Source organism: Saccharothrix isguenensis (assembly GCF_052936305.1).
This window is the reverse complement of the sequence record NZ_CP193626.1, coordinates 3,555,856-3,573,562: the sequence shown is the minus strand read 5'-3', so window position 1 is coordinate 3,573,562 and position 17,707 is coordinate 3,555,856. Positions and strand designations below refer to the sequence as shown.

The 17,707-nt window shown below is 70.0% G+C and carries 15 protein-coding genes; 7 read left to right on the top strand and 8 right to left on the bottom strand.

The window, feature by feature from the left end; translation table 11 throughout:
- Window positions 1-148: 148 nt before the first annotated feature.
- Window positions 149-1,588 carry an RICIN domain-containing protein gene (locus tag ACRAKI_RS16550; RefSeq protein ID WP_447007983.1) on the bottom strand — a complete coding sequence of 480 codons (1,440 nt, stop codon included), beginning with the start codon at window positions 1,586-1,588 and terminating at the stop codon, window positions 149-151.
- A gap of 126 nt (window positions 1,589-1,714) precedes the next feature.
- The gene (locus ACRAKI_RS16545) at window positions 1,715-3,025 is read right to left on the bottom strand and encodes an RICIN domain-containing protein (protein ID WP_447007982.1); all 1,311 of its coding nucleotides are present in this window, start codon (window positions 3,023-3,025) and stop codon (window positions 1,715-1,717) included.
- 606 nt (window positions 3,026-3,631) lie between these two features.
- Here ACRAKI_RS16545 and ACRAKI_RS16540 point away from each other — a divergent pair.
- On the top strand, window positions 3,632-4,312 hold the full coding sequence (locus ACRAKI_RS16540; RefSeq protein WP_447007981.1) for a hypothetical protein: 681 nt from the start codon (window positions 3,632-3,634) through the stop codon (window positions 4,310-4,312).
- 79 nt (window positions 4,313-4,391) lie between these two features.
- On the opposite strand, the gene ACRAKI_RS16535 is transcribed toward ACRAKI_RS16540, so the two are convergent.
- Both ACRAKI_RS16535 and ACRAKI_RS16530 read right to left on the bottom strand, forming a co-directional pair.
- Window positions 4,392-4,595, bottom strand: coding sequence for a helix-turn-helix domain-containing protein (locus ACRAKI_RS16535; RefSeq protein ID WP_447007980.1), 204 nt, complete (start codon window positions 4,593-4,595; stop codon window positions 4,392-4,394).
- 60 nt (window positions 4,596-4,655) lie between these two features.
- Entirely contained in the window at window positions 4,656-5,660 is a 1,005-nt protein-coding gene (locus ACRAKI_RS16530; protein ID WP_447007979.1) for a sugar phosphate isomerase/epimerase family protein, read from the bottom strand.
- A gap of 448 nt (window positions 5,661-6,108) precedes the next feature.
- Here ACRAKI_RS16530 and ACRAKI_RS16525 point away from each other — a divergent pair, with 448 nt between their 5' ends.
- Window positions 6,109-7,014: an amidohydrolase family protein gene (locus ACRAKI_RS16525; protein ID WP_447007978.1), complete on the top strand. Its 906-nt coding sequence runs from the start codon at window positions 6,109-6,111 to the stop codon at window positions 7,012-7,014.
- Between the two features lie 119 nt (window positions 7,015-7,133).
- On the opposite strand, the gene ACRAKI_RS16520 is transcribed toward ACRAKI_RS16525, so the two are convergent.
- Window positions 7,134-8,210, bottom strand: a complete 1,077-nt coding sequence (locus ACRAKI_RS16520) for a LacI family DNA-binding transcriptional regulator (RefSeq protein WP_447007977.1) — start codon at window positions 8,208-8,210, stop codon at window positions 7,134-7,136.
- A 226-nt stretch (window positions 8,211-8,436) separates the two neighbouring features.
- Between ACRAKI_RS16520 and ACRAKI_RS16515 the strand changes: the two genes are divergently transcribed.
- The 5 genes from ACRAKI_RS16515 (at window position 8,437) to ACRAKI_RS16495 (ending at window position 14,315) form a co-directional block, all read left to right on the top strand.
- Window positions 8,437-9,492, top strand: coding sequence for a substrate-binding domain-containing protein (locus ACRAKI_RS16515; protein WP_447007976.1), 1,056 nt, complete (start codon window positions 8,437-8,439; stop codon window positions 9,490-9,492).
- 4 nt (window positions 9,493-9,496) lie between these two features.
- The gene (locus ACRAKI_RS16510) at window positions 9,497-10,534 is read left to right on the top strand and encodes an ABC transporter permease (protein WP_447007975.1); all 1,038 of its coding nucleotides are present in this window, start codon (window positions 9,497-9,499) and stop codon (window positions 10,532-10,534) included.
- Window positions 10,531-11,304, top strand: coding sequence for an ATP-binding cassette domain-containing protein (locus ACRAKI_RS16505; protein ID WP_447007974.1), 774 nt, complete (start codon window positions 10,531-10,533; stop codon window positions 11,302-11,304). The genes ACRAKI_RS16510 and ACRAKI_RS16505 overlap by 4 nt, the downstream gene beginning before the upstream one ends.
- A gap of 52 nt (window positions 11,305-11,356) precedes the next feature.
- Window positions 11,357-12,301: a carbohydrate kinase family protein gene (locus ACRAKI_RS16500; protein ID WP_447007973.1), complete on the top strand. Its 945-nt coding sequence runs from the start codon at window positions 11,357-11,359 to the stop codon at window positions 12,299-12,301.
- A gap of 112 nt (window positions 12,302-12,413) precedes the next feature.
- The gene (locus ACRAKI_RS16495) at window positions 12,414-14,315 is read left to right on the top strand and encodes a ricin-type beta-trefoil lectin domain protein (RefSeq protein ID WP_447007972.1); all 1,902 of its coding nucleotides are present in this window, start codon (window positions 12,414-12,416) and stop codon (window positions 14,313-14,315) included.
- A gap of 17 nt (window positions 14,316-14,332) precedes the next feature.
- Here the strand turns inward: ACRAKI_RS16495 and ACRAKI_RS16490 are convergent, their stop codons facing one another.
- From ACRAKI_RS16490 to ACRAKI_RS16480, 3 genes are all read right to left on the bottom strand, one after another.
- Window positions 14,333-16,453 carry a transglycosylase domain-containing protein gene (locus ACRAKI_RS16490; RefSeq protein ID WP_447007971.1) on the bottom strand — a complete coding sequence of 707 codons (2,121 nt, stop codon included), beginning with the start codon at window positions 16,451-16,453 and terminating at the stop codon, window positions 14,333-14,335.
- Between the two features lie 148 nt (window positions 16,454-16,601).
- A complete protein-coding gene (locus ACRAKI_RS16485; protein ID WP_447007970.1) occupies window positions 16,602-17,528 on the bottom strand; it encodes an ornithine carbamoyltransferase in 927 nt (308 codons plus the stop codon).
- A 31-nt stretch (window positions 17,529-17,559) separates the two neighbouring features.
- Window positions 17,560-17,706, bottom strand: coding sequence for a hypothetical protein (locus ACRAKI_RS16480; RefSeq protein WP_447007969.1), 147 nt, complete (start codon window positions 17,704-17,706; stop codon window positions 17,560-17,562).
- Window position 17,707 lies beyond the last annotated feature (1 nt).

The window sequence follows — 17,707 nt, the reverse complement described above, 5'->3', positions numbered from 1 at the left end:
TCATCCCCGCCGCTACCAGCTACTCGCCGACATCCCGTGAGGGCACCTCCCGCCAGAGGAAGGCCACACGCCCCCGGCACCGAGCGCGAACTCGGCACCGGGGGCGTGCAGGCCTACCGCGGATTCCGCGGTCACGCCGGGACGACCGTCAGACGGCCGTCCGGGACCACTGCTGGTTGCTGCCCGTGTTGCAGGTGTACTGCTTGAGGACCACGCCCTCCGCGGTCGACGCGCCCGGCACGTCCACGCACTTGCCGCTGTGCCGCGCCCGGAGCTGGAAGTAGCTGCCGTTGGCGACCATCTGGAACTGCTGGTTCGTGCCGCTGCCGCAGGTGTACTGGACGAGTTCGGCACCGTCGGAAGTGGAGGCGCTGACCACGTCGAGGCACTTGCCGCTGTGGCGGCTGACGATGCGCCAGTAGCCGCTGCCGGCGTCCTGGAACTGCCACTGCTGCCACGCGTTGCCGCCGTACGTGTACTGGCCGACGCGTGCACCGTTGTCGGTGTTCGGTTGCTGGACGTCCATGGCCTTGCCGCTGTGGCGCACGGTGACCCGGTAGTACGTCGCCGGCGGGGTCGTCACGGTGTCGCCCCACCCGTACCGCACCCGGTCGGCGCCGGAGGTGTTGCGGACGGTCAGGTTGAGGTCGGTGCCGCTGCCGCTCAGGGCGTACATCGAGTAGTGGTCGTAGCCGAGGTCTCCGGTGCGCTTGCCGCCGATGGCGGGCCAGTAGGTGCCGCCCATGTTGTTGTCCCGCATGACCTGGGCCATGGCGCGGATGTGGCGCACGAAGTTGTCGGAGCTGTTCGCGTCGCCGTAGTTGAGGCCCGTGGACATCGGCGCGCCGTACTCGGTCGCGACCGCGCGGGAGGCGCAGTTGCCCAGCCGGGTCTGGATGTGGTTGCGGAACTGGTCGTAGGTCATCGGGCTGTAGAAGAAGGCGTAGTGGTGGAAGGACAGCAGCGTCGAGTTGAAGCGGCTGTCGTTGCAGATGTCCCGCAGGTCCTGGCTGTAGCCGGTGCCACCGATGAGTACCCTGCCGGGCACGGCCGAGGTGTGGTAGCCGAGCCAGTTCGCCGCGACGTTGCGCCAGTCCGTCGAGGTGTAGCCGTGCGGCTCGTTCATCGGCTCGAAGTAGACGTTGCGGTTCGAGCCGTACGTGTTGGTCACGCTGGACCACATCGTGTTCCACGCGGCCATGTTCGTGATCCTGCCGCCGGAGGCGGCGCCGTCCTCCCAGTAGGCGAGGATGACCTTGAACCCGCGTTCGGTGGCGGCGTCGATGGCGCCGCGGTAGGCGTTCCACCAGGTCGTGTTGGCCACCGTGTGGGTGTTGATCGGCAACCGGACGGTGTTGACGCCCATGGTGTCGGCCATGTCGTCGTAGAGGGCGTTGGCCTTGGCCCGCACGGTCGCGTTGCTGTCGGACTGGCTCAGGCCCTGCACGACGAGCGTGCCGGTGCTGAAGTTGTCACCCAGCACGGCCCAGTTCATGCCGCGGAACTGGCTGGTGGCGGCAGTGGCCTGCGGCGCGGTGACGACGAGGCCTAGCGCTGCGGTGAACGCGGTCACCACCAGGGCGATCAACCCTCGGCGCGACGACCGGGTGCTCCGCGGTGGTCCTGATGGGTGACCATCAGACGCCATGATCAGTGTCACGGGATGTCCAATCAGTAGGTGCGGGCGGGTTCTGGACTTGCCGATCAGGCAGGCTCAGGCTTGGGTTCGGGTCCACTGCTGGTTGGCGCCGCTGCCGCAGGTGTGCTGCTGGATGTCCGCGCCGTCGCCGGTGCCGGCGCTGACGATGTCGAGGCACTTCCCGCTGTGCCGCGCGACGATCCGGAAGTAGCTGCCGGTCGCCTGCCACTGCCACTGCTGGTTGGCGCCGCTGCCGCAGGTGTACTGGATGATGTTGGCCCCGTCGGCGGTGGAGCCGGCCGCCACGTCCAAACACTTGCCGCTGTTCTGGTTGACGATGCGGAAGTAGCCGCTGCCGGCGTCCCGGAACTCCCACTTCTGGTTCCCGCCGCCGTTCCAGGTCCACTGCTTGATCTCGGCGTTGTCCGCGGTGGAGGCCGACACGACGTCCACCACCTTGCCGCTGTTGCGGTTGGTCACCCGGTAGGCCGGCGTCGAGCCGGGCACGTCGGCCACCGGCAGGATCGTCCCGTGGCGGCAACCGGGGCACGCGATCTGGCTCAGGCCCGACCAGGAGTCCAGGTTCGAGCTGGTGGCCGTCCAGATGCCGCCGTTGGTGTACTTGTCGATCCAGATGCGCCAGGAGCCGTCGCTCATCCGCAGCACGGCCGGACCCTCGTAGCCCGAGCTCCACAACTGGCCCCGGTTGGCCCACCCGCTGGTGAGGCTCGCGCTGGTCCAGTGCTCGATGTACTTGGTGGTCTCGTTCTTGGTGAAGGCGTGGTAGGTGCTCCCCGACTTCACCACGTAGGTGTCGATGTAGTTGTGGCCGAGCCCGCCCATCTGCGCCGGTCCGCTCCAGGACGTCAGCGCGCTGTTCTGGGCGGTGAAGACGTAGGGGCGGAAGCAGTTGGAGCAGGTGGTCTGGTTGATGCTGACGATGACCCGGATCGTGCCGCCCTCGACGTAGAACTCGGGCGCCCACGTGAACCGCGTGTTGGCGATGCCGGAGTTCACGCTGGTCACGTGCGTCCAGTTGACCAGGTCGGGGCTGGAGGCGATGTTGAAGTGCGTCGAGTTCGTGGTCCAGGACTGGACGGTGTGGGCGATGTAGTAGAGCCCGTTGTGCTGGATGATGCTGGGGTCGCGCAGCACGCCGGACGGGCCGCGGTAGTCGGTGTCGGCCAGCACGCTGAAGTTCGTGCCGTTGGCCGACGAGTAGACCCAGAGCTCCTGGTCGGCAGCGCCATCCCCCTTGAACGTGGTGTAGACGTAGCCGGGGGCGGCTTGTGCGGGTGACGTGACGGCCACCCCGGTGCCGGCGGCGATGAGTGCCACGACGCCGAGTCGGGCCAGCCAGCGCCTGACCTTCAGCTGTCTGTTCACGGGTCATCTCCTAGGTCGGTGGGACGGGATCTGCGCGACGCGAGTGCGACCGACATCGATGGCGTGCGCTGTTAGCGCGAACACGAGTCCGTTCCGCGCCGGCGCGGGAGCTCCGGCAGGAACGTCGGCAATGGCCGGGTTCACCGGCGCACAGTGGCCTGGGTGTCCGGTGTGGACAGACGGTGCGACCCGGTCGGCGGCGCAGGAGCCGCGCCGGACCGATTAGGGTTACCCGGTGAAGTCGTTCGCGGCAGCGCTCGCGGCCGGTGTGGCCAGGCGTTCGCGGCGGAAGGGTGAAGAGTTCATCGTTGATCTCCCCGGTGCTGTCGACGACTTCCGGACGGTCGACCGGCCTGGGCGATGTCAACGGCGTACCGGCGGTCGAATGCCAGGAATGTTTGCGTTAACATTCGAAGCTGTCATATTGTGCGAGCAAGAACACGAACGTGTCAAGAGACCGCACCCTGGCGGATATACGACAGCCGGGCAGGCACTTTTGCGTTGACCCCGCCATATCTCTGGACCTACGTTCGCACCAACGCGTCCGGTGGGGTGGCACCGCAGCCCGAGGCCGAGCCGACGTCCGGATCCGCCAGGAGGAAACGCATGCCCAAGAACCGTCCGGCCGCACCGCGGAGCCGACCGTCGGCGTCACGGGCTCAGCTCGTCACCGGACTGCTCACCGCCTTCGTGCTCGGACTCGCCCTCGCGTTCGTGATCGGCACGTGGACGTCCGGGCCGGACACCACCGAGCGCCGGATCGCCGAGTTGCAGCAGGCCGAAGCGCAACGCGACGTCGAGCAGATCCGGCAGTTGACCGAACTGGCCCGGGGCACCCGGGATCGCCTGGGCCCGGTGTTGGAGGCGATGGCGAAAGCGGCTCCGCTCGGCGGCGACACCCCGACGAGTCCTCTCACCGCGGCGGAGGTCGACGGTTGGCGCGCAGTGCTGTCCGCCGAGGAGAAGCGGTACGAGGAGACGCCGTCGTCGGGCAACGGCGTGAACGTCGCCCGGACCGCGATGCGGACCGCCGTCCGCCAGCTCTCCACGTCGGCAGACGGCTTCCGGGCGGCGGTCGAGACGACCGGGCCGCTCGGCGCCGACCTGGTCACCTTGGCGGGCCACCAGCGCGACCTGGCGCTGCAGACGTGGTCGGTGGCGGCGCTGCAGCTCGACGTGATCAACATCGACGGCGGCAACGGGCACGTCCACGTGCAACTGCCGTCCGGGGGCGACTCCGGCACGGTCATGCTCGACGGCGAGCCGGAAGGCAGCGGACGGCGCTGACGCGTTCGTGCTCCCCTGCCGTGTTCCCGCTGCCGTACCCCCTTCCGTGCCCCCTTCCGTGCCCCCACGGGTGATCAGCTCACAACCAGTCGTTGGTCGCGGCGAGGACTCCCAGCTGGAACCGCGTCCGCACGCCGAGCTTGGCCTGCAGGCGCGCGATCCTGCGGCAGAGCGTGCGTTCGCTCAGTCCCAGTTCCCTTGCTATCGCGCGGTCCGTCGCCCCGGTCGCCATGAGCACCAGGAGCTGGCGCGCCTGCGGGGCGAGCTCGTCTCCGACGATCACCGGTCTGCCGCCCCCCGCTAGGACCACCACGCCCGGGCCGGTGCCGAAGCCACGGGCGGTTCAGCTGTCTTGGGAGAACGCGGCGTCGAAGGAGGCGGTGGGCGGGTCGAACAGGTGCCGCCGGATGAACCCGACCGCCTCCTCCGCGCCCCGCAACCGATCCATCCCGGCGTCCTCCCACTCCACCGAGATCGGCCCGCGATAACCGATCGCGTTCAACGCCCGGAACGACTCCTCCCACGGCACATCTCCATGCCCGGTCGACACGAAGTCCCACCCCCGCCGCGGATCCGCCCACGCCAGGTGCGACCCCAACCGCCCGTTGCGCCCGTCGAACCGCTTCTTCGTGTCCTTGCAGTCCACGTGGTAGATCCGATCCGCGAAATCCAGGATGAACCCCACCGGATCCAGGTCCTGCCACACGAAGTGCGACGGATCCCAGTTCAACCCGAACGCCGGCCGATTGCCCACCGCGTCCAACGCCCTGCGCGTCGTCCAGTAGTCATACGCGATCTCCGACGGGTGCACCTCGTGCGCGAACCGCACCCCCACCTCGTCGAACACGTCCAGAACCGGATTCCACCGCCGCGCGAAGTCCTCGTACCCCGCATCGATCACCGCCTGCGACACCGGTGGGAACATCGCCACGTACTTCCAGATCGACGACCCCGTGAACCCCACCACCGTGCCCACCCCCAACCTCGCCGCCGCAAGCGCCGTGTCCGCCATCTCCGCCGCCGCACGCCCCCGCACCGACTCCGGCACACCGTCACCCCAGACCCGCGACGGCAGGATCGCCCGGTGCCGGAAGTCGATCGGGTCATCGCACACCGCCTGCCCCACCAGGTGGTTCGAGATCGCGAACACCTCCAACCCGTACCGCTCCAACACCGCCCGCTTCGCCGCCACGTACCCGTCCTCCGCCAACGCCCGGTCCACCTCGAAGTGGTCACCCGAACAAGCGATCTCCAACCCGTCGTAACCCCACCCCGACGCCAACCGGCACACCTCCTCGAACGGCAGATCCGCCCACTGACCGGTGAACAACGTGACCGGACGGCTCATCGACTCTCTCCTTCAGGCCCGACGTGGTGGCGAACGTAAGCTGGATCATATGGCGCGTTAAGTACAGAAGTCGATCCGCTAAGCGCAGGACCCTCGCTCACTTATGCCTAACAGTCGCCACAAGTCCTGGCGTGGGTCAGGTTCTGGTGGATCGAGTCGTCCACCAGGCGTGGACTGGACCGCAAAGCGGAATACGTCGGACTACTAGACCGACCGGCTCGCTCAGTAGTAGTCAGCGCAGTCCGGCAAGAACAGCGCGGCACCATGGGCACGCCGTGCGCACCCCTAGCAGTCCACCCACAAGATGTGCTGGCCAACCCATATCTCCGTAGCGCTCACCGCTCGCCTCACCCGCTGCGGCGCGTGACTGCGACACCCCGTTCAGAGACTGGACTTGCCGACCCCAACCGGCTATACACCCGATGACTGACCGAGGAAGGATTGCTCGATGAGCGCGCACCCCTCCCCCACCACCCGACCGCCGAGGGTCGACGCCCACCACCACCTCTGGAACCTCGCGGCGAGACCTCAGGGTTGGTTGGACGGAGCGGACATGACCCCGATCCGCCGTGACTTCACCGTGGACGGGTTGCGTGCCGCGACGGCCCCGGTCGGGGTCGAGCGCACCGTGCTGGTCCAGGTGCTGCCGGACCTGGACGAGACGGTCGAGTTCCTGGCGCTCGCGGCGGAGTCGCCGTTGATCGCCGGCGTGGTCGGGTGGGTCGACCTCACCGGGCCGGACGTCGCGGCCGATCTCGTCAGGCTGCGCTCGGTGCCCGGTGGCGACCGCCTGGTCGGGGTGCGCCACCTGGTCCAGTCCGAACCCGACCCCCGGTGGCTGGTGCGGCCCGACGTGCTGGCCGGGTTGCGCGCCGTGCGCGACGCCGGCCTGGCCTACGACCTGCTCACGCTCCCGCACCACCTGCCTGTGGCACTGGAGGCAGTGCGGGCGGTGCCGGACCTGCGCTTCGTGCTGGACCACCTGTCCAAGCCGGACATCAAGAGCGGGAAGCGGGACGCCTGGGCGGACGGCCTGCGCGCGCTCGCACGGCGGCCGAACGTGGTCGCGAAGGTGTCCGGCCTGGTCACCGAGGCCGACTGGGCGAAGTGGGACGTCGAAGACCTCCGGCCCTACGTCGACACCGCGTTGCAGGAGTTCGGCCCCGACCGGCTGATGGTCGGTTCGGACTGGCCGGTGTGCCTGCTCGCCGCCGACTACGCGGACGTGTTCGCCGCCGCCGAACACCTGTTGTCCGACTGCTCGTCGGACGAGAGTGCCCAGGTCTTCGGCGGGACCGCCGTCCGCGTCTACGAGCTGGACGGGCCGGACGGCCGGGCGCCGGCCATCAGGTAGCCGATCCCGCCTCGCCGTCCGGCGACTCCGCGCTCGACCGGCAGTGGGTGCCGGCCCGCTCGACCTGTGAATCCGGCCTGAGCCCGGTCCAGGTCAGCTCCCGTTCGACAGCCCCGGCATCACGGCGACCGGCGGACGAGAGCGTCCGGTCGGGAGCCGTCCTGGCCGGGCGGCGGTGGGATCTCCCCCGATCCGCGACGGATGAGGGTGGCGGGGATGACGGCGTGCACGGGCGGGGAGTTGTCGCCCGTGATCCGGTTGAAGATCAGTTCCGCGGCCTTCCGGCCGAGGGCGGGGACGTCCTGGCGCAGGACCGTGACAGCGGGTTCGAGCATGTCCGCCAACGGGAAGTCGTCGAACCCGATCAGCGCGACCCGGCGGTGCAGGCCGCGCTCGCGCAGGGTTCGCATCGCGCCGACCGTGACCAGGTTCTGCGCGGTGAACAGGGCGGTCGGCGGCTCGTCCAGGTCGAACAGGCTCGCGGTGGCGTTCTCGGCGGCGTCGTGACCGTGCAGGTCGGTGTGGACCAGCTCTCCCCGCAACGTCAGGCCGGTGTGCGCGAGCCCTTCCAGGTAGCCGGTGTAGCGCTCCTGGCTCGTCCACAACGTCTGCCGGTCGCCGAGGAAGGCGATGCGCCGGTGACCCAGGCCCGCGAGCTGGAGCACGGCGTCCCGCGAGCTGTCGCGGTTGGTGGTGGTGACGCTGTCGGTGCCGTGGAACGTCGGCGGTCGGTCGACCAGCACCATGGGCGTGCCGCGCTCGCGTTCCTGCTGGAGCGCGTCCTGGTGGCCACCGGCCGCCATGACCACCATGCCGTCAACCCGACGGGTGGCCAGCGAGGTGAGCAGTTCGCGTTGCAGGTCCGGGTCGTCCTCGCTGCTGCCCGCGAGCACCAGCACGTCGTTCTGCCGCGCCCGGTCCTCGACCGCGCGCAGGAGGGCGGCGTCGAACGGGTTGGACAGGTCTTCCAGCAGCACGCCGATGGTGGCGCTGCGCCGGTCGGAGCGGCGCAGGCTGCTGGCGGTCAGGTTGGGCCGGTAGCCGAGGCTCCGCGCGGCGGCGCGGACCCGCTCGACCACCTCGGGTCCGGCGCCGGGCAGGTCGTTGATCACCCGCGACACCGTCTTCGTGCTGACCTTGGCGAGCGCGGCGACGTCCCGCATGGTCGGCTCCCGCCGTGCACCCCGTGGATCCATGATGCCCTGCCCCATCCCGAGTAACGCTTGCGTAACGGCCACTTGTCGTGACTTGCAGCACGAAGCTAGCGTCAACGATGACTTAACAAAAGCCCCACTTCCCGAAGGTCCTCATGGGACAGGAAGTGCTGCTTCCTTTCGAGCTATCTCGCGTAACAGGCTGAACCCGATCACAAGCTCATCGTGTCCGGCTGGCCGTTACGTCAACGTTGACGTTGGAGGAGACATGACCGGACGGGTACGTACGGGCGGCAAGCTCACGGCCCTGGTGTCGGCGGCGCTGCTGGCGCTGGTGACCGGTTGCGGGGACGGGGGCTCGGCCGCGGGCGGCGACGGCACGCTCGTCGGCCTGGTGACCAAGACCGACACGAACCCGTTCTTCGTGAAGATGAAGGAAGGCGCGCAGCAGGCGGCCGGTGCGACCGGGGCGAAGGTGCAGTCGTTCGCCGGCAAGCAGGACGGCGACAACCAGTCGCAGGTCGACGCGATCGAGAACCTGATCGGCGCGGGCGCGAAGGGCATCCTGATCACGCCCAACGACTCGAAGGCGATCGTGCCCTCGGTGGACAAGGCCCGCCAGGCCGGTCTGCTGGTCATCGCGCTGGACACCCAGCTGGAACCGGCCGACGCCGCCGACGCGACCTTCGCCACCGACAACTACCAGGCGGGCAGGTTGATCGGGCAGTGGGCGAAGGCGAAGTTCGAGGCCGAGGGCAAGCAGGCGAAGATCGCGCTGCTGGACCTCAACCCGAACCAGGTGTCCGTCGACGTGCAGCGCGACCAGGGCTTCCTTGAGGGCTTCGGCGTCGACGTCAAGGACAAGAACAGGATCGGCGACGAGAGCGACCCGCGGATCGTCGGCCACGACGTGACCGACGGCGCCCCTGAGGGTGGCCGGACGGCGATGGAGAACCTGCTCCAGAAGGACCCCGGCATCAACCTCGTCTACACCATCAACGAGCCCGCGGCGGCCGGTGCGTACGAGGCGCTGAAGGCGGCGGGCAAGGAGAAGGACGTCGTGATCGTGTCGGTCGACGGCGGCTGCCCCGGCGTGGAGAACGTCCAGTCGGGTGTCATCGGCGCCACCGCGCAGCAGTACCCGCTGAAGATGGCGCAGCTCGGCGTCGAGGCGATCGCGAAGTTCGCCGAGGACGGCACCAAGCCGCAGAACACCGCCGGCAAGGAGTTCGTGGACACCGGCGTCACGCTGATCACCGACCAGCCGGCCGAGGGCGTCGAGTCGAAGGACTCCGCCTGGGGCCTGCAGAACTGCTGGGGCTGAGCCGATGTCGACCACGCTGTCCGAGGGCCGCACACCCGGTGGCCCGCCCAGCGGCGAGGGCGTGCGCCGCTCGCCGTTGACCCGGATCCAGCACCTGCTGCACTCGCAGGCCACCATCGGCCCGGCCGTGGTGCTGCTGATCGCCGTCGTCGTGTTCGCCGTGCTGTCACCGCGCTTCCTCACGCCCGGCAACATCTCCCTGGTCCTGCAACAGGTCGCGGTCATCGGCACGCTCGCCGTGGGCCAGACGATCGTCATCCTGACCGCGGGCATCGACCTGTCCTGCGGCGCGATCATGGTGCTGTCGTCGATCGTGATGGCGAAGGTCGCGGCGGACACCGGGCTGCCGGGCCTGCCCGCGCTGCTGCTCGGCTTCCTGATCGGCACGCTGTGCGGCCTGCTCAACGGGTTGCTGGTCACGCGGCTGAAGCTGCCGCCGTTCATCGTCACCCTCGGCACGCTCAACGTGTTCTTCGCGCTGAACCTCTGGTACTCGCAGAGCGCCACGATCCGCGGCGCCGACATGCCGTCGCTGCTGCTGTGGACCGGTGAGACGGTCGACATCGCCGGCACCCGCGTCACCTACGGCTCGATCATGATGGTGGTGCTGGTCGCGGCGATGGCGTTCGCGCTGAAGAACACCGCCTGGGGGCGTCACGTCTACGCCACCGGCGACGACGCCGAAGCCGCCCGCCTGGCCGGCATCCGCACCGGTCGCGTGCTGCTGAGCGTGTACGTGACGGCGGGCCTGGTGTACGCGCTGGCCGCCTGGGTCCTCATCGGCCGCATCGCGTCGGCCAGCCCGCAGGCCGGGCAGCTGGACAACCTGGACTCGATCACCGCCGTGGTGATCGGCGGGACCAGCCTGTTCGGCGGCCGGGGCGCGATCGTCGGCTCGCTGCTGGGCGCGCTGATCGTCGGCGTGTTCCGCAACGGCCTGGCGCTGGCCGGGGTGGACGTGCTGTGGCAGACGATGGCCGTCGGCGTGCTGATCATCGTCGCGGTGTCGCTCGACCAGTGGATTCGGAAGGTGAAGCCATGACCGCGCCGGTGTTGCAGGCTCGCGGCCTGGTCAAGCGCTACGGCCGGGTGACCGCGCTGGACGGCGCCGACCTGGAGCTGCTGCCCGGCGAGATCCTGGCCGTCATCGGCGACAACGGCGCGGGCAAGTCCAGCCTGATCAAGGCGCTGTCCGGGGCCGTGGTGCCGGACGAGGGAGAGATCCTGGTCGACGGCAGGCCGGTGTCGTTCACCTCGCCGATCGACGCCCGGGACGCGGGCATCGAGACGGTGCACCAGTCGCTGGCCGTCGCGCCGTCGCTGGACATCGCGAGCAACCTGTTCCTGGGCCGTGAGCGCCGCCGCAGGGGAGTGCTCGGCACGGTGTTCCGGATGCTCGACCGCAACGGGATGCGCGAAGAGGCGCGCCGGCAGCTCGACGCGCTGGGCATCATGACCATCCAGAACCCCGGCCAAGCCGTGGAAACCCTCTCCGGCGGCCAACGGCAAGCCGTCGCCGTGGCGCGCGCCGCCGCCTTCGGCAGCCGGGTCGTCATCATGGACGAACCCACCGCGGCGCTCGGCGTGCGCGAGTCGCGGGCCGTGCTCGACCTCGTGCTCCAGGTCCGGGACCGGGGTCTGCCGGTGATCCTGATCAGCCACAACATGCCGCACGTGTTCGAGGTCGCCGACCGCATCCACATCCAGCGCCTCGGCCGCCGCAAGGCCGTGGTCGACCCGAAGACCATCTCGATGTCCGACGCCGTCGCGATCATGACGGGCGCCATGGAGCCGCCCGACCAAGCCGCCTGACCGCGGTGGGGCACGGCTCCGGCTCCACCACCGCTTCCGAGAAGGACACGACATGATCATCGTTGGTGGTGAGGCCCTGGTGGACCTCGTGCCCGACCGCGTCGGTGGCTACCGCCCCCTCCCGGGTGGAAGCCCGGCCAACACCGCAGTCGGCCTCGGCCGGCTCGGCACGCAGACCGCGCTGCTGGCACGTCTGGCCGCCGATCGCCTGGGAGCGCTGCTGCGGGTCCACCTCGAAACCTCCAACGTCGACCTCCGCTACGTCGCCGAGTCGACCGCGCCGACCACGCTCGCGGTGGTGGACGTCGACCAGCGCGGCGTGGCCGACTACTCGTTCTACATCGACGGCTGCGCCGATGGCGGCTGGCAGGTGGCCGACCTGCCGGCCGCCCTCCCCCCGGACGCGGCGCTGCACGTGGGCGGCTCCTTCGCCCTCGCGGTCGAGCCGATGGCCGCCGCGTTCGAGGCCCTCCTGTCCCGCGAACACCCCCACCGCGTCATCACCCTCGACCCCAACATCCGCCCCGCGCTGATCACCGACCACACCGCCGTGCGCGCCCGGCTGCGGCGCTGGCTCGGCCTGGCCGACATCGTCAAGGTCAGCGCCGACGACCTGCGGTGGATCGCACCCGACCGCCCTCTCGCCGATGTCGTCTCCGAGTGGCACGAGCTGGGCGCCACTCTCGTCGTCGTCACCCGTGGAGCGGAGGGCGTGTCCGCCTCCGGGCCCACCGGCCACGTCGACCTCCCGGCCCTTCCCGTCGACATCGTCGACACCGTGGGCGCCGGGGACGCCTTCATGGCCGGCCTCCTGGCCGCCTTGGAACGCGCCGACCTGCTCACCCGGACCAACCTGGCCACCGTCACCCACGCAGAACTGACCGACACCCTCACCTACGCCCAACGGGTCGCCGCCATCACCTGCACCCGTCCCGGCGCCGACTCCCCGTGGTTCGACGAACTGCTCCCCGTCGAAGTCCGCGCCGCGTCCCGCTGAACGCGGACCACCCCGCACATCCCGGTCCACGTCGTCCGCGCTCCGGCCGGACGGCCTCACGAGTCGACCGAAGCGAGCTTCCCCCTTCCCATTGACGTGAAGCGAGGTCCGCATGCGCACATCTGCCTTGAAGCGATCGCTCCGGCGCCGCACCGCCGTCCTGGTCGCGGTGGCGATCCTCACCGCGACCACGGCCGTCGCCGCACCCTCGGCACAGGCCGCGACCTATCCGGACCACCCCTACGACGCGACGGACTACAACGAGCCCTTCCGCGGCCAGTTCCACTTCAGCTCGCAGGGCGGCTGGATGAACGACGTGAACGCGCCGCTGTACTACAACGGCGTCTACCACCTCTTCTACCAGCACAACCCGCACGGCTTGCACTGGGACACGATGCACTGGGGTCACGCGACCAGCACGGACCTGGTGCACTGGACCCAGAAGCCGATCGCGCTGGAACCGGGCACGCACAACGCCACGCTCTTCTCGGGCGGCGGCTGGGTCGACACCCACAACGTCACCGGCCTCAAGACCGGCGCCGACGCACCCATCCTGCTCTTCACGAACACCGACGGCGTGTCCATCGCGTACAGCACCGACGGCGCCCGGACGTTCCGGATGTACAACGGTGGCGCCAAGGTGATCTCCACCCCGTTCGAGTCCCGTGACCCCAAGGTGCTCTGGGACGCCGCGCGCAACCGCTGGAGCATGGTCTTCTGGGGCGACGAAGGCGGCAACGTCGCGAAGTTCCACAGCTCGACGAACCTGCTCGACTGGACGTACCGCGGTGAGTTCCGCGCCGACTGGTTGTTCGAGTGCCCCGACCTCTTCCAGCTGCCGGTCGACGGGAACACGGCCGATATGAAGTGGGTCCTGCAGGACGCCGGCGGCGAGTACGTGGTCGGCACGCTGAACAGCGCCGGCGTCTTCGTGCCGGATGCCGGCTGGTCACGGCCGCAACGCCTCGACATGGGACGCGCCGGCTTCGACGGGACCGTCTACGCCGGCCTCACCTTCACCAACATGCCCGACAACCGGGTGGTCCAGATGTTCTGGCAGCCCGGCAACCGGGGCTCGACGTGGACCGGCAACGCGTCGTTCCCGGCCCAGCTCGGGCTCAAGACGTTCCCGGGCGAGGGCATCCGGGTGACCCGCAACCCGGTGCGGGAGATCTCGTCCATCCGTCAGCCGGCGCAGACCTGGAGCAACCTGACGATCTCGAACGACCTCGCGACGAACCCGTTCAACGGCATCGCCGCCGACACCTACGAGATCGAGGCGACGTACGACCTGGCTGGAGCCACGGCGACGGACTTCGGCTTCGAGCTGCACCGGCGCGGTGACGGCACGCGGGACGCGGCGATCGGTTACGACCGGGTTCGGCAGACCCTGGCCGGAGCCCTCATGCGGCCCGTCGACAACCGGGTGAAGCTGAGGGTCCTGGTCGACCGCGGGCAGCTGGAGACGTTCGGCAACGACGGCAGGATCTCGGTCACCGACAACGTCGACTTCGACTCGTCCAGCCGCAGCCTCGGCATCCGGGCGTACGCCAACAACGGCACGGTCCGGATCGAGTCACTGACCTTCCGGCGGCTCGCCAAGGCTTGGACGAGCGCACCCAGCGGACCGGACCAGGGCGTCGGCATGATCAAGTGGAACGGCACCGACAAGTGCGCCGACCGCGACAGCGCCACGGCCGTCGTGCTGATCTGGGACTGCTGGAACGGGAGCAACCAGCGCTGGACGTTCACGGCGGCCGGGAAGATCCGGATCGGCGACGAGTGCCTCGACCAGCCCGGGGAGACCATCGGCAACGGCGCGAGGCTCAAGACCCACCCGTGCTGGGGTGGCGACAACCAGCGGTGGATCCGGATCGGCGCGAACCAGTACCAGAACGCGTGGTCGAAGCGCTGCCTGGACCTCGACGCCGGGAACGCGACCAACGGTCGCCAGTTGCAGGTGTGGGACTGCGTCGCGGGTCCGAACCAGCGGTGGAGCATGCCGACCGGCTGATGGCACCACGTGGCGGTTCAGCCGCCGGCAGTCCTCCGGAAGGCCTCCCCCACGGGCGGGAGGGGTGTGGCGGGGAGTCCGGCGTGGACTTGCTTCATGGCGTCGAACCAGGTGTTGGCGGGCAAGGTGCCGCCGTAGAGGTTCCCGGTGGAGCACAGTCGCGGCGGACCGGCCCCGACGCAGACGGCCCGGGGTTCGGGGCTGTCGTTGAACGTCTGCACCGCACCCGCGTAGTCCATCGTCGTGCCCACGAAGGCGGCAGACTTGTACTCCTCGGTGGTGCCGGTCTTGCCGACCATCGGCCGCTCCCAGCCGTACCGCCGTGCCGCGGTCGCCGCCGTGCCGCGGTCCTCGTCGTCGCTCAGGGCCGTGGCGAGGGCGTTGGCCAGTGGTTCCGGGACGGTCTGCTCGCAGGGCGGCGCCGGCAGCTCCACGGCGTCGCCCTGCCGGTCGACCACCCCGACGATCGGCGTGGGCTCGCACCACGTGCCGCCGCTGACGATCGTGGCGGCGACGTTCGCCAGCTCCAGGGTGCTCGACGGCGCGGGGCCGAGGGTGAAGGACGCGTTCTGCCGGCCGGTGAAGAACTCCGCCTGGTCGACCCTCAGCTCGGGCCGGGGCGACTTCGGGTCCGGCGGGACGCCAGCGATGTTGGTGGCCAGGGTGCGGCGCATGCCGAGCTCGCGCGCCATGTCCACGACCGCCGCGAGGCCGACCCGTTCCTCCAGGATGACGAAGGAGGTGTTGGGAGACGTGGCCAGCGCTTCGCGCAGGGTCAGGCTCGGCGGGTAGCTGTCGTTGTGGTTCCTCAGGCAGTACCAGCGCGTGCCCTGTTCGCCTGTGGGCGGGCAGCCGGGGGCGCCGCCCTTGAAGACCCCCGAGGTGTGCGACAGCGGCGCCGGGATGACCGAGTCGATGGTGTGGCCGTGCTCCAGCGCCGCGGCGGCGGTGAAGATCTTGTAGACGGAGCCGGCGCCGAACTTGTTGGCCACGGCGCTCGGCAGGTCGAGCATGGTCTGGAACTGCCGGGCGTCCACGCCGTGGTCGCGGTTGGCCACCAAGGCCGGCACCTTGCGGTCCTCACGGCCCGGTTCCACCACCGCCATCGTGTTGGCGATGCCCGGGGTCTCCCTGGGCACCTGTGCCACGACCGCCCGCCGCGCGGCCTCGCTGACCGCGCGGTCCAGCGTCGTGTGGACGGTGTAGCCGCCGGTCTTGAGCCGATCCAGGTCGAGTCCCTTCGCGACCAGGTGGTCCACCACGAAGGAGCAGAAGAACCCCAGCCCGGGATCGGCGGCGACGCAGCCGGTGGGCAACGGGCGTATCGGGGCGCGCACGCCCAACGGCTCGGCCTTGGACCTCTCCGCCACTTCCGGGGCCACCATGCCGTGCTGTGCCATGAGGTCGATGACGGTGTTGCGGCGTCGGAGGGCCGACTCGGGGTGGCGTTCGGGGTTCAACGCCGCCGGGCTGTTGACCAGGCCCGCCAGCAGGGCGGCCTGCGGCACGGTCAGGCGGTCGGGAGTGGTGCCGAAGTACGCCTGTGCCGCTGCGGCGACGCCGTAGGTCCCGAACCCGAACGGCACGGTGTTGAGGTAGCGGGTGAGGATCTCGTCCTTGGGCAGGGTGCTCTCCAAGGCCACGGCGGTGCGGATCTCCCGCAGCTTGCGGGCGGCCGTCCGCATCCGTGCCCGCTCCTGGCGCAACGGGTCGTCACGTGCCGCCACGTGGATCAAGTGGTTCTTGACGTACTGCTGCGTCAACGTCGACGCGCCCTGCACCACCTGGCCGGAGGTGTAGTTGCGCAGCGCCGCGCGCATGGTGGCCACCCAGTCGACCCCGTTGTGCTCGAAGAACCGGTGGTCCTCCACCGCCACGATCGCGTCCTTCATGGCCTGCGAGATCCGGTCGGAGGCGACGGGAACGCGGTACTGGTCGTAGAGGTAGGCGAACGGCTCGCCGTCGGAGGCCACCAAGGTCGTCATCGCCGGCGGTCGGGCGTGGACCGGGAGCACGGCCGCGCTGAAGGCCTGGTCACCCATCCGAACGAGCAGGACGCCCGCTCCACCGACGACCGGGAACAGCACCCCGGCCAGCAGCACACCCGCCACCAGGCACAGCGCGAGAAGCCGCGTCATCGGCACCCCTCCTCCGCACGGTCGGTACCACCGTTCACGGATGCCCGGGGGCGCGGGCCCATACCTTGCGAACAACTTGCGTTCGGCCGTCGTGGGCGCCGGGGCCGTGGTCACCCGGTGCCGGCGGCCGGCAGTGCGGGCAGCCCGGTCACCGGAGGTCACCGGCGCACCACTCCAGCACCGCGCGCGCCGAGTGGTACTTGTTCTCCGCCTGCTCGAACGCCACGCTCGCCGGGCCGTCGAGCACCTCGGCGGTGACCTCCTCGCCGCGGTGGGCGGGCAGGTCGTGCAGGAACAGCGCACCGGGAAGGCGGTCCATGAGCGCGCTGTTCACCTGGAAGTGCTCGAACGCGGTGCGCCAGTCGGATGTGGGTTTGACGGAACCGGTGGTCTGCCAGCGGGTGGTGTAGACGACGTCCACCTCGGGCAGGTCGAGCAGGTCGTGGCGCTGGTCGATCCGCGAGTCGGCGAGCTTGGCGTGGCCGGCGGCGCGGTGGAGGTAGTCGGGGGCGAGCCCGTAGCCGGCCGGGGTGCGCAGGTGCAGTTCGGTGCCGGCGAAGCGGGACAGGCCCAGCGCCAGCGCCGACGCGGTGTTGTTGCCCTCGCCCACGTAGAGCACCCGCAGGCCGTCGACCACGCCGAACCGGCGGGTGAGCGTGGTCAGGTCGGCCAGCGCCTGGGTGGGGTGCTCCCCCGCGCTCATCGCGTTGACGACGGCCATGCGGTCCTGGTCGGCGTAGGCGCGCAGTTCGGCCTCGGCGCCCACGGTGCGGGCCACCAGGACGTCGAGCATGCCGGCCAGCACCCGCCCGGTGTCGGCGGCGGTCTCTCCGGTGTTCTCCTGGAGGTCGCCCGGACCGTAGGTGATCAGCCGGCCGCCCAGCCGCAGGGCGCCCGCGGAGAACGCGGTCCGGGTGCGGGTCGAGGTCTTGCGGAACAGCACGCCGACGACCGCTTCGCGCAGCGGGCGGACGTGGTCGAGCGAACCGGCGGCGTACTCCGCGCCGCGGGCGACGATCCAGCGCAGGTCGTCGTCGTCCAGGTCATCGAGGGAGATCAGGTGCCTGCGGCGCATCGCCGCCTCCTTCAGATCGGGTCGGAGCCGCTCACCGCGCCACGAGGGTGGCGCGCAGCACGTCAAGGCCACGGTCTTGCCGGACGATGTCGATGTTGGCAGGAGGCGGCAGCGTGATCGACGCGTCGCCACCGCCGCACAGGTCGACCAGCCCCTGCTCGAAGGCGTGCCGGCGCACG

Excerpts from the sequence above, each read along its gene's own strand:
- ACRAKI_RS16540 (WP_447007981.1), top strand. The coding sequence starts at position 3,632 with ATGCCCAAGAACCGTCCGGCCGCACCGCGGAGCCGACCGTCGGCGTCA.
- ACRAKI_RS16530 (WP_447007979.1), bottom strand. The coding sequence starts at position 5,660 with ATGAGCCGTCCGGTCACGTTGTTCACCGGTCAGTGGGCGGATCTGCCG.
- ACRAKI_RS16525 (WP_447007978.1), top strand. The coding sequence starts at position 6,109 with ATGAGCGCGCACCCCTCCCCCACCACCCGACCGCCGAGGGTCGACGCC.
- ACRAKI_RS16520 (WP_447007977.1), bottom strand. The coding sequence starts at position 8,210 with ATGGATCCACGGGGTGCACGGCGGGAGCCGACCATGCGGGACGTCGCC.
- ACRAKI_RS16515 (WP_447007976.1), top strand. The coding sequence starts at position 8,437 with ATGACCGGACGGGTACGTACGGGCGGCAAGCTCACGGCCCTGGTGTCG.
- ACRAKI_RS16510 (WP_447007975.1), top strand. The coding sequence starts at position 9,497 with ATGTCGACCACGCTGTCCGAGGGCCGCACACCCGGTGGCCCGCCCAGC.
- ACRAKI_RS16505 (WP_447007974.1), top strand. The coding sequence starts at position 10,531 with ATGACCGCGCCGGTGTTGCAGGCTCGCGGCCTGGTCAAGCGCTACGGC.
- ACRAKI_RS16500 (WP_447007973.1), top strand. The coding sequence starts at position 11,357 with ATGATCATCGTTGGTGGTGAGGCCCTGGTGGACCTCGTGCCCGACCGC.
- ACRAKI_RS16495 (WP_447007972.1), top strand. The coding sequence starts at position 12,414 with ATGCGCACATCTGCCTTGAAGCGATCGCTCCGGCGCCGCACCGCCGTC.
- ACRAKI_RS16490 (WP_447007971.1), bottom strand. The coding sequence starts at position 16,453 with ATGACGCGGCTTCTCGCGCTGTGCCTGGTGGCGGGTGTGCTGCTGGCC.
- ACRAKI_RS16485 (WP_447007970.1), bottom strand. The coding sequence starts at position 17,528 with ATGCGCCGCAGGCACCTGATCTCCCTCGATGACCTGGACGACGACGAC.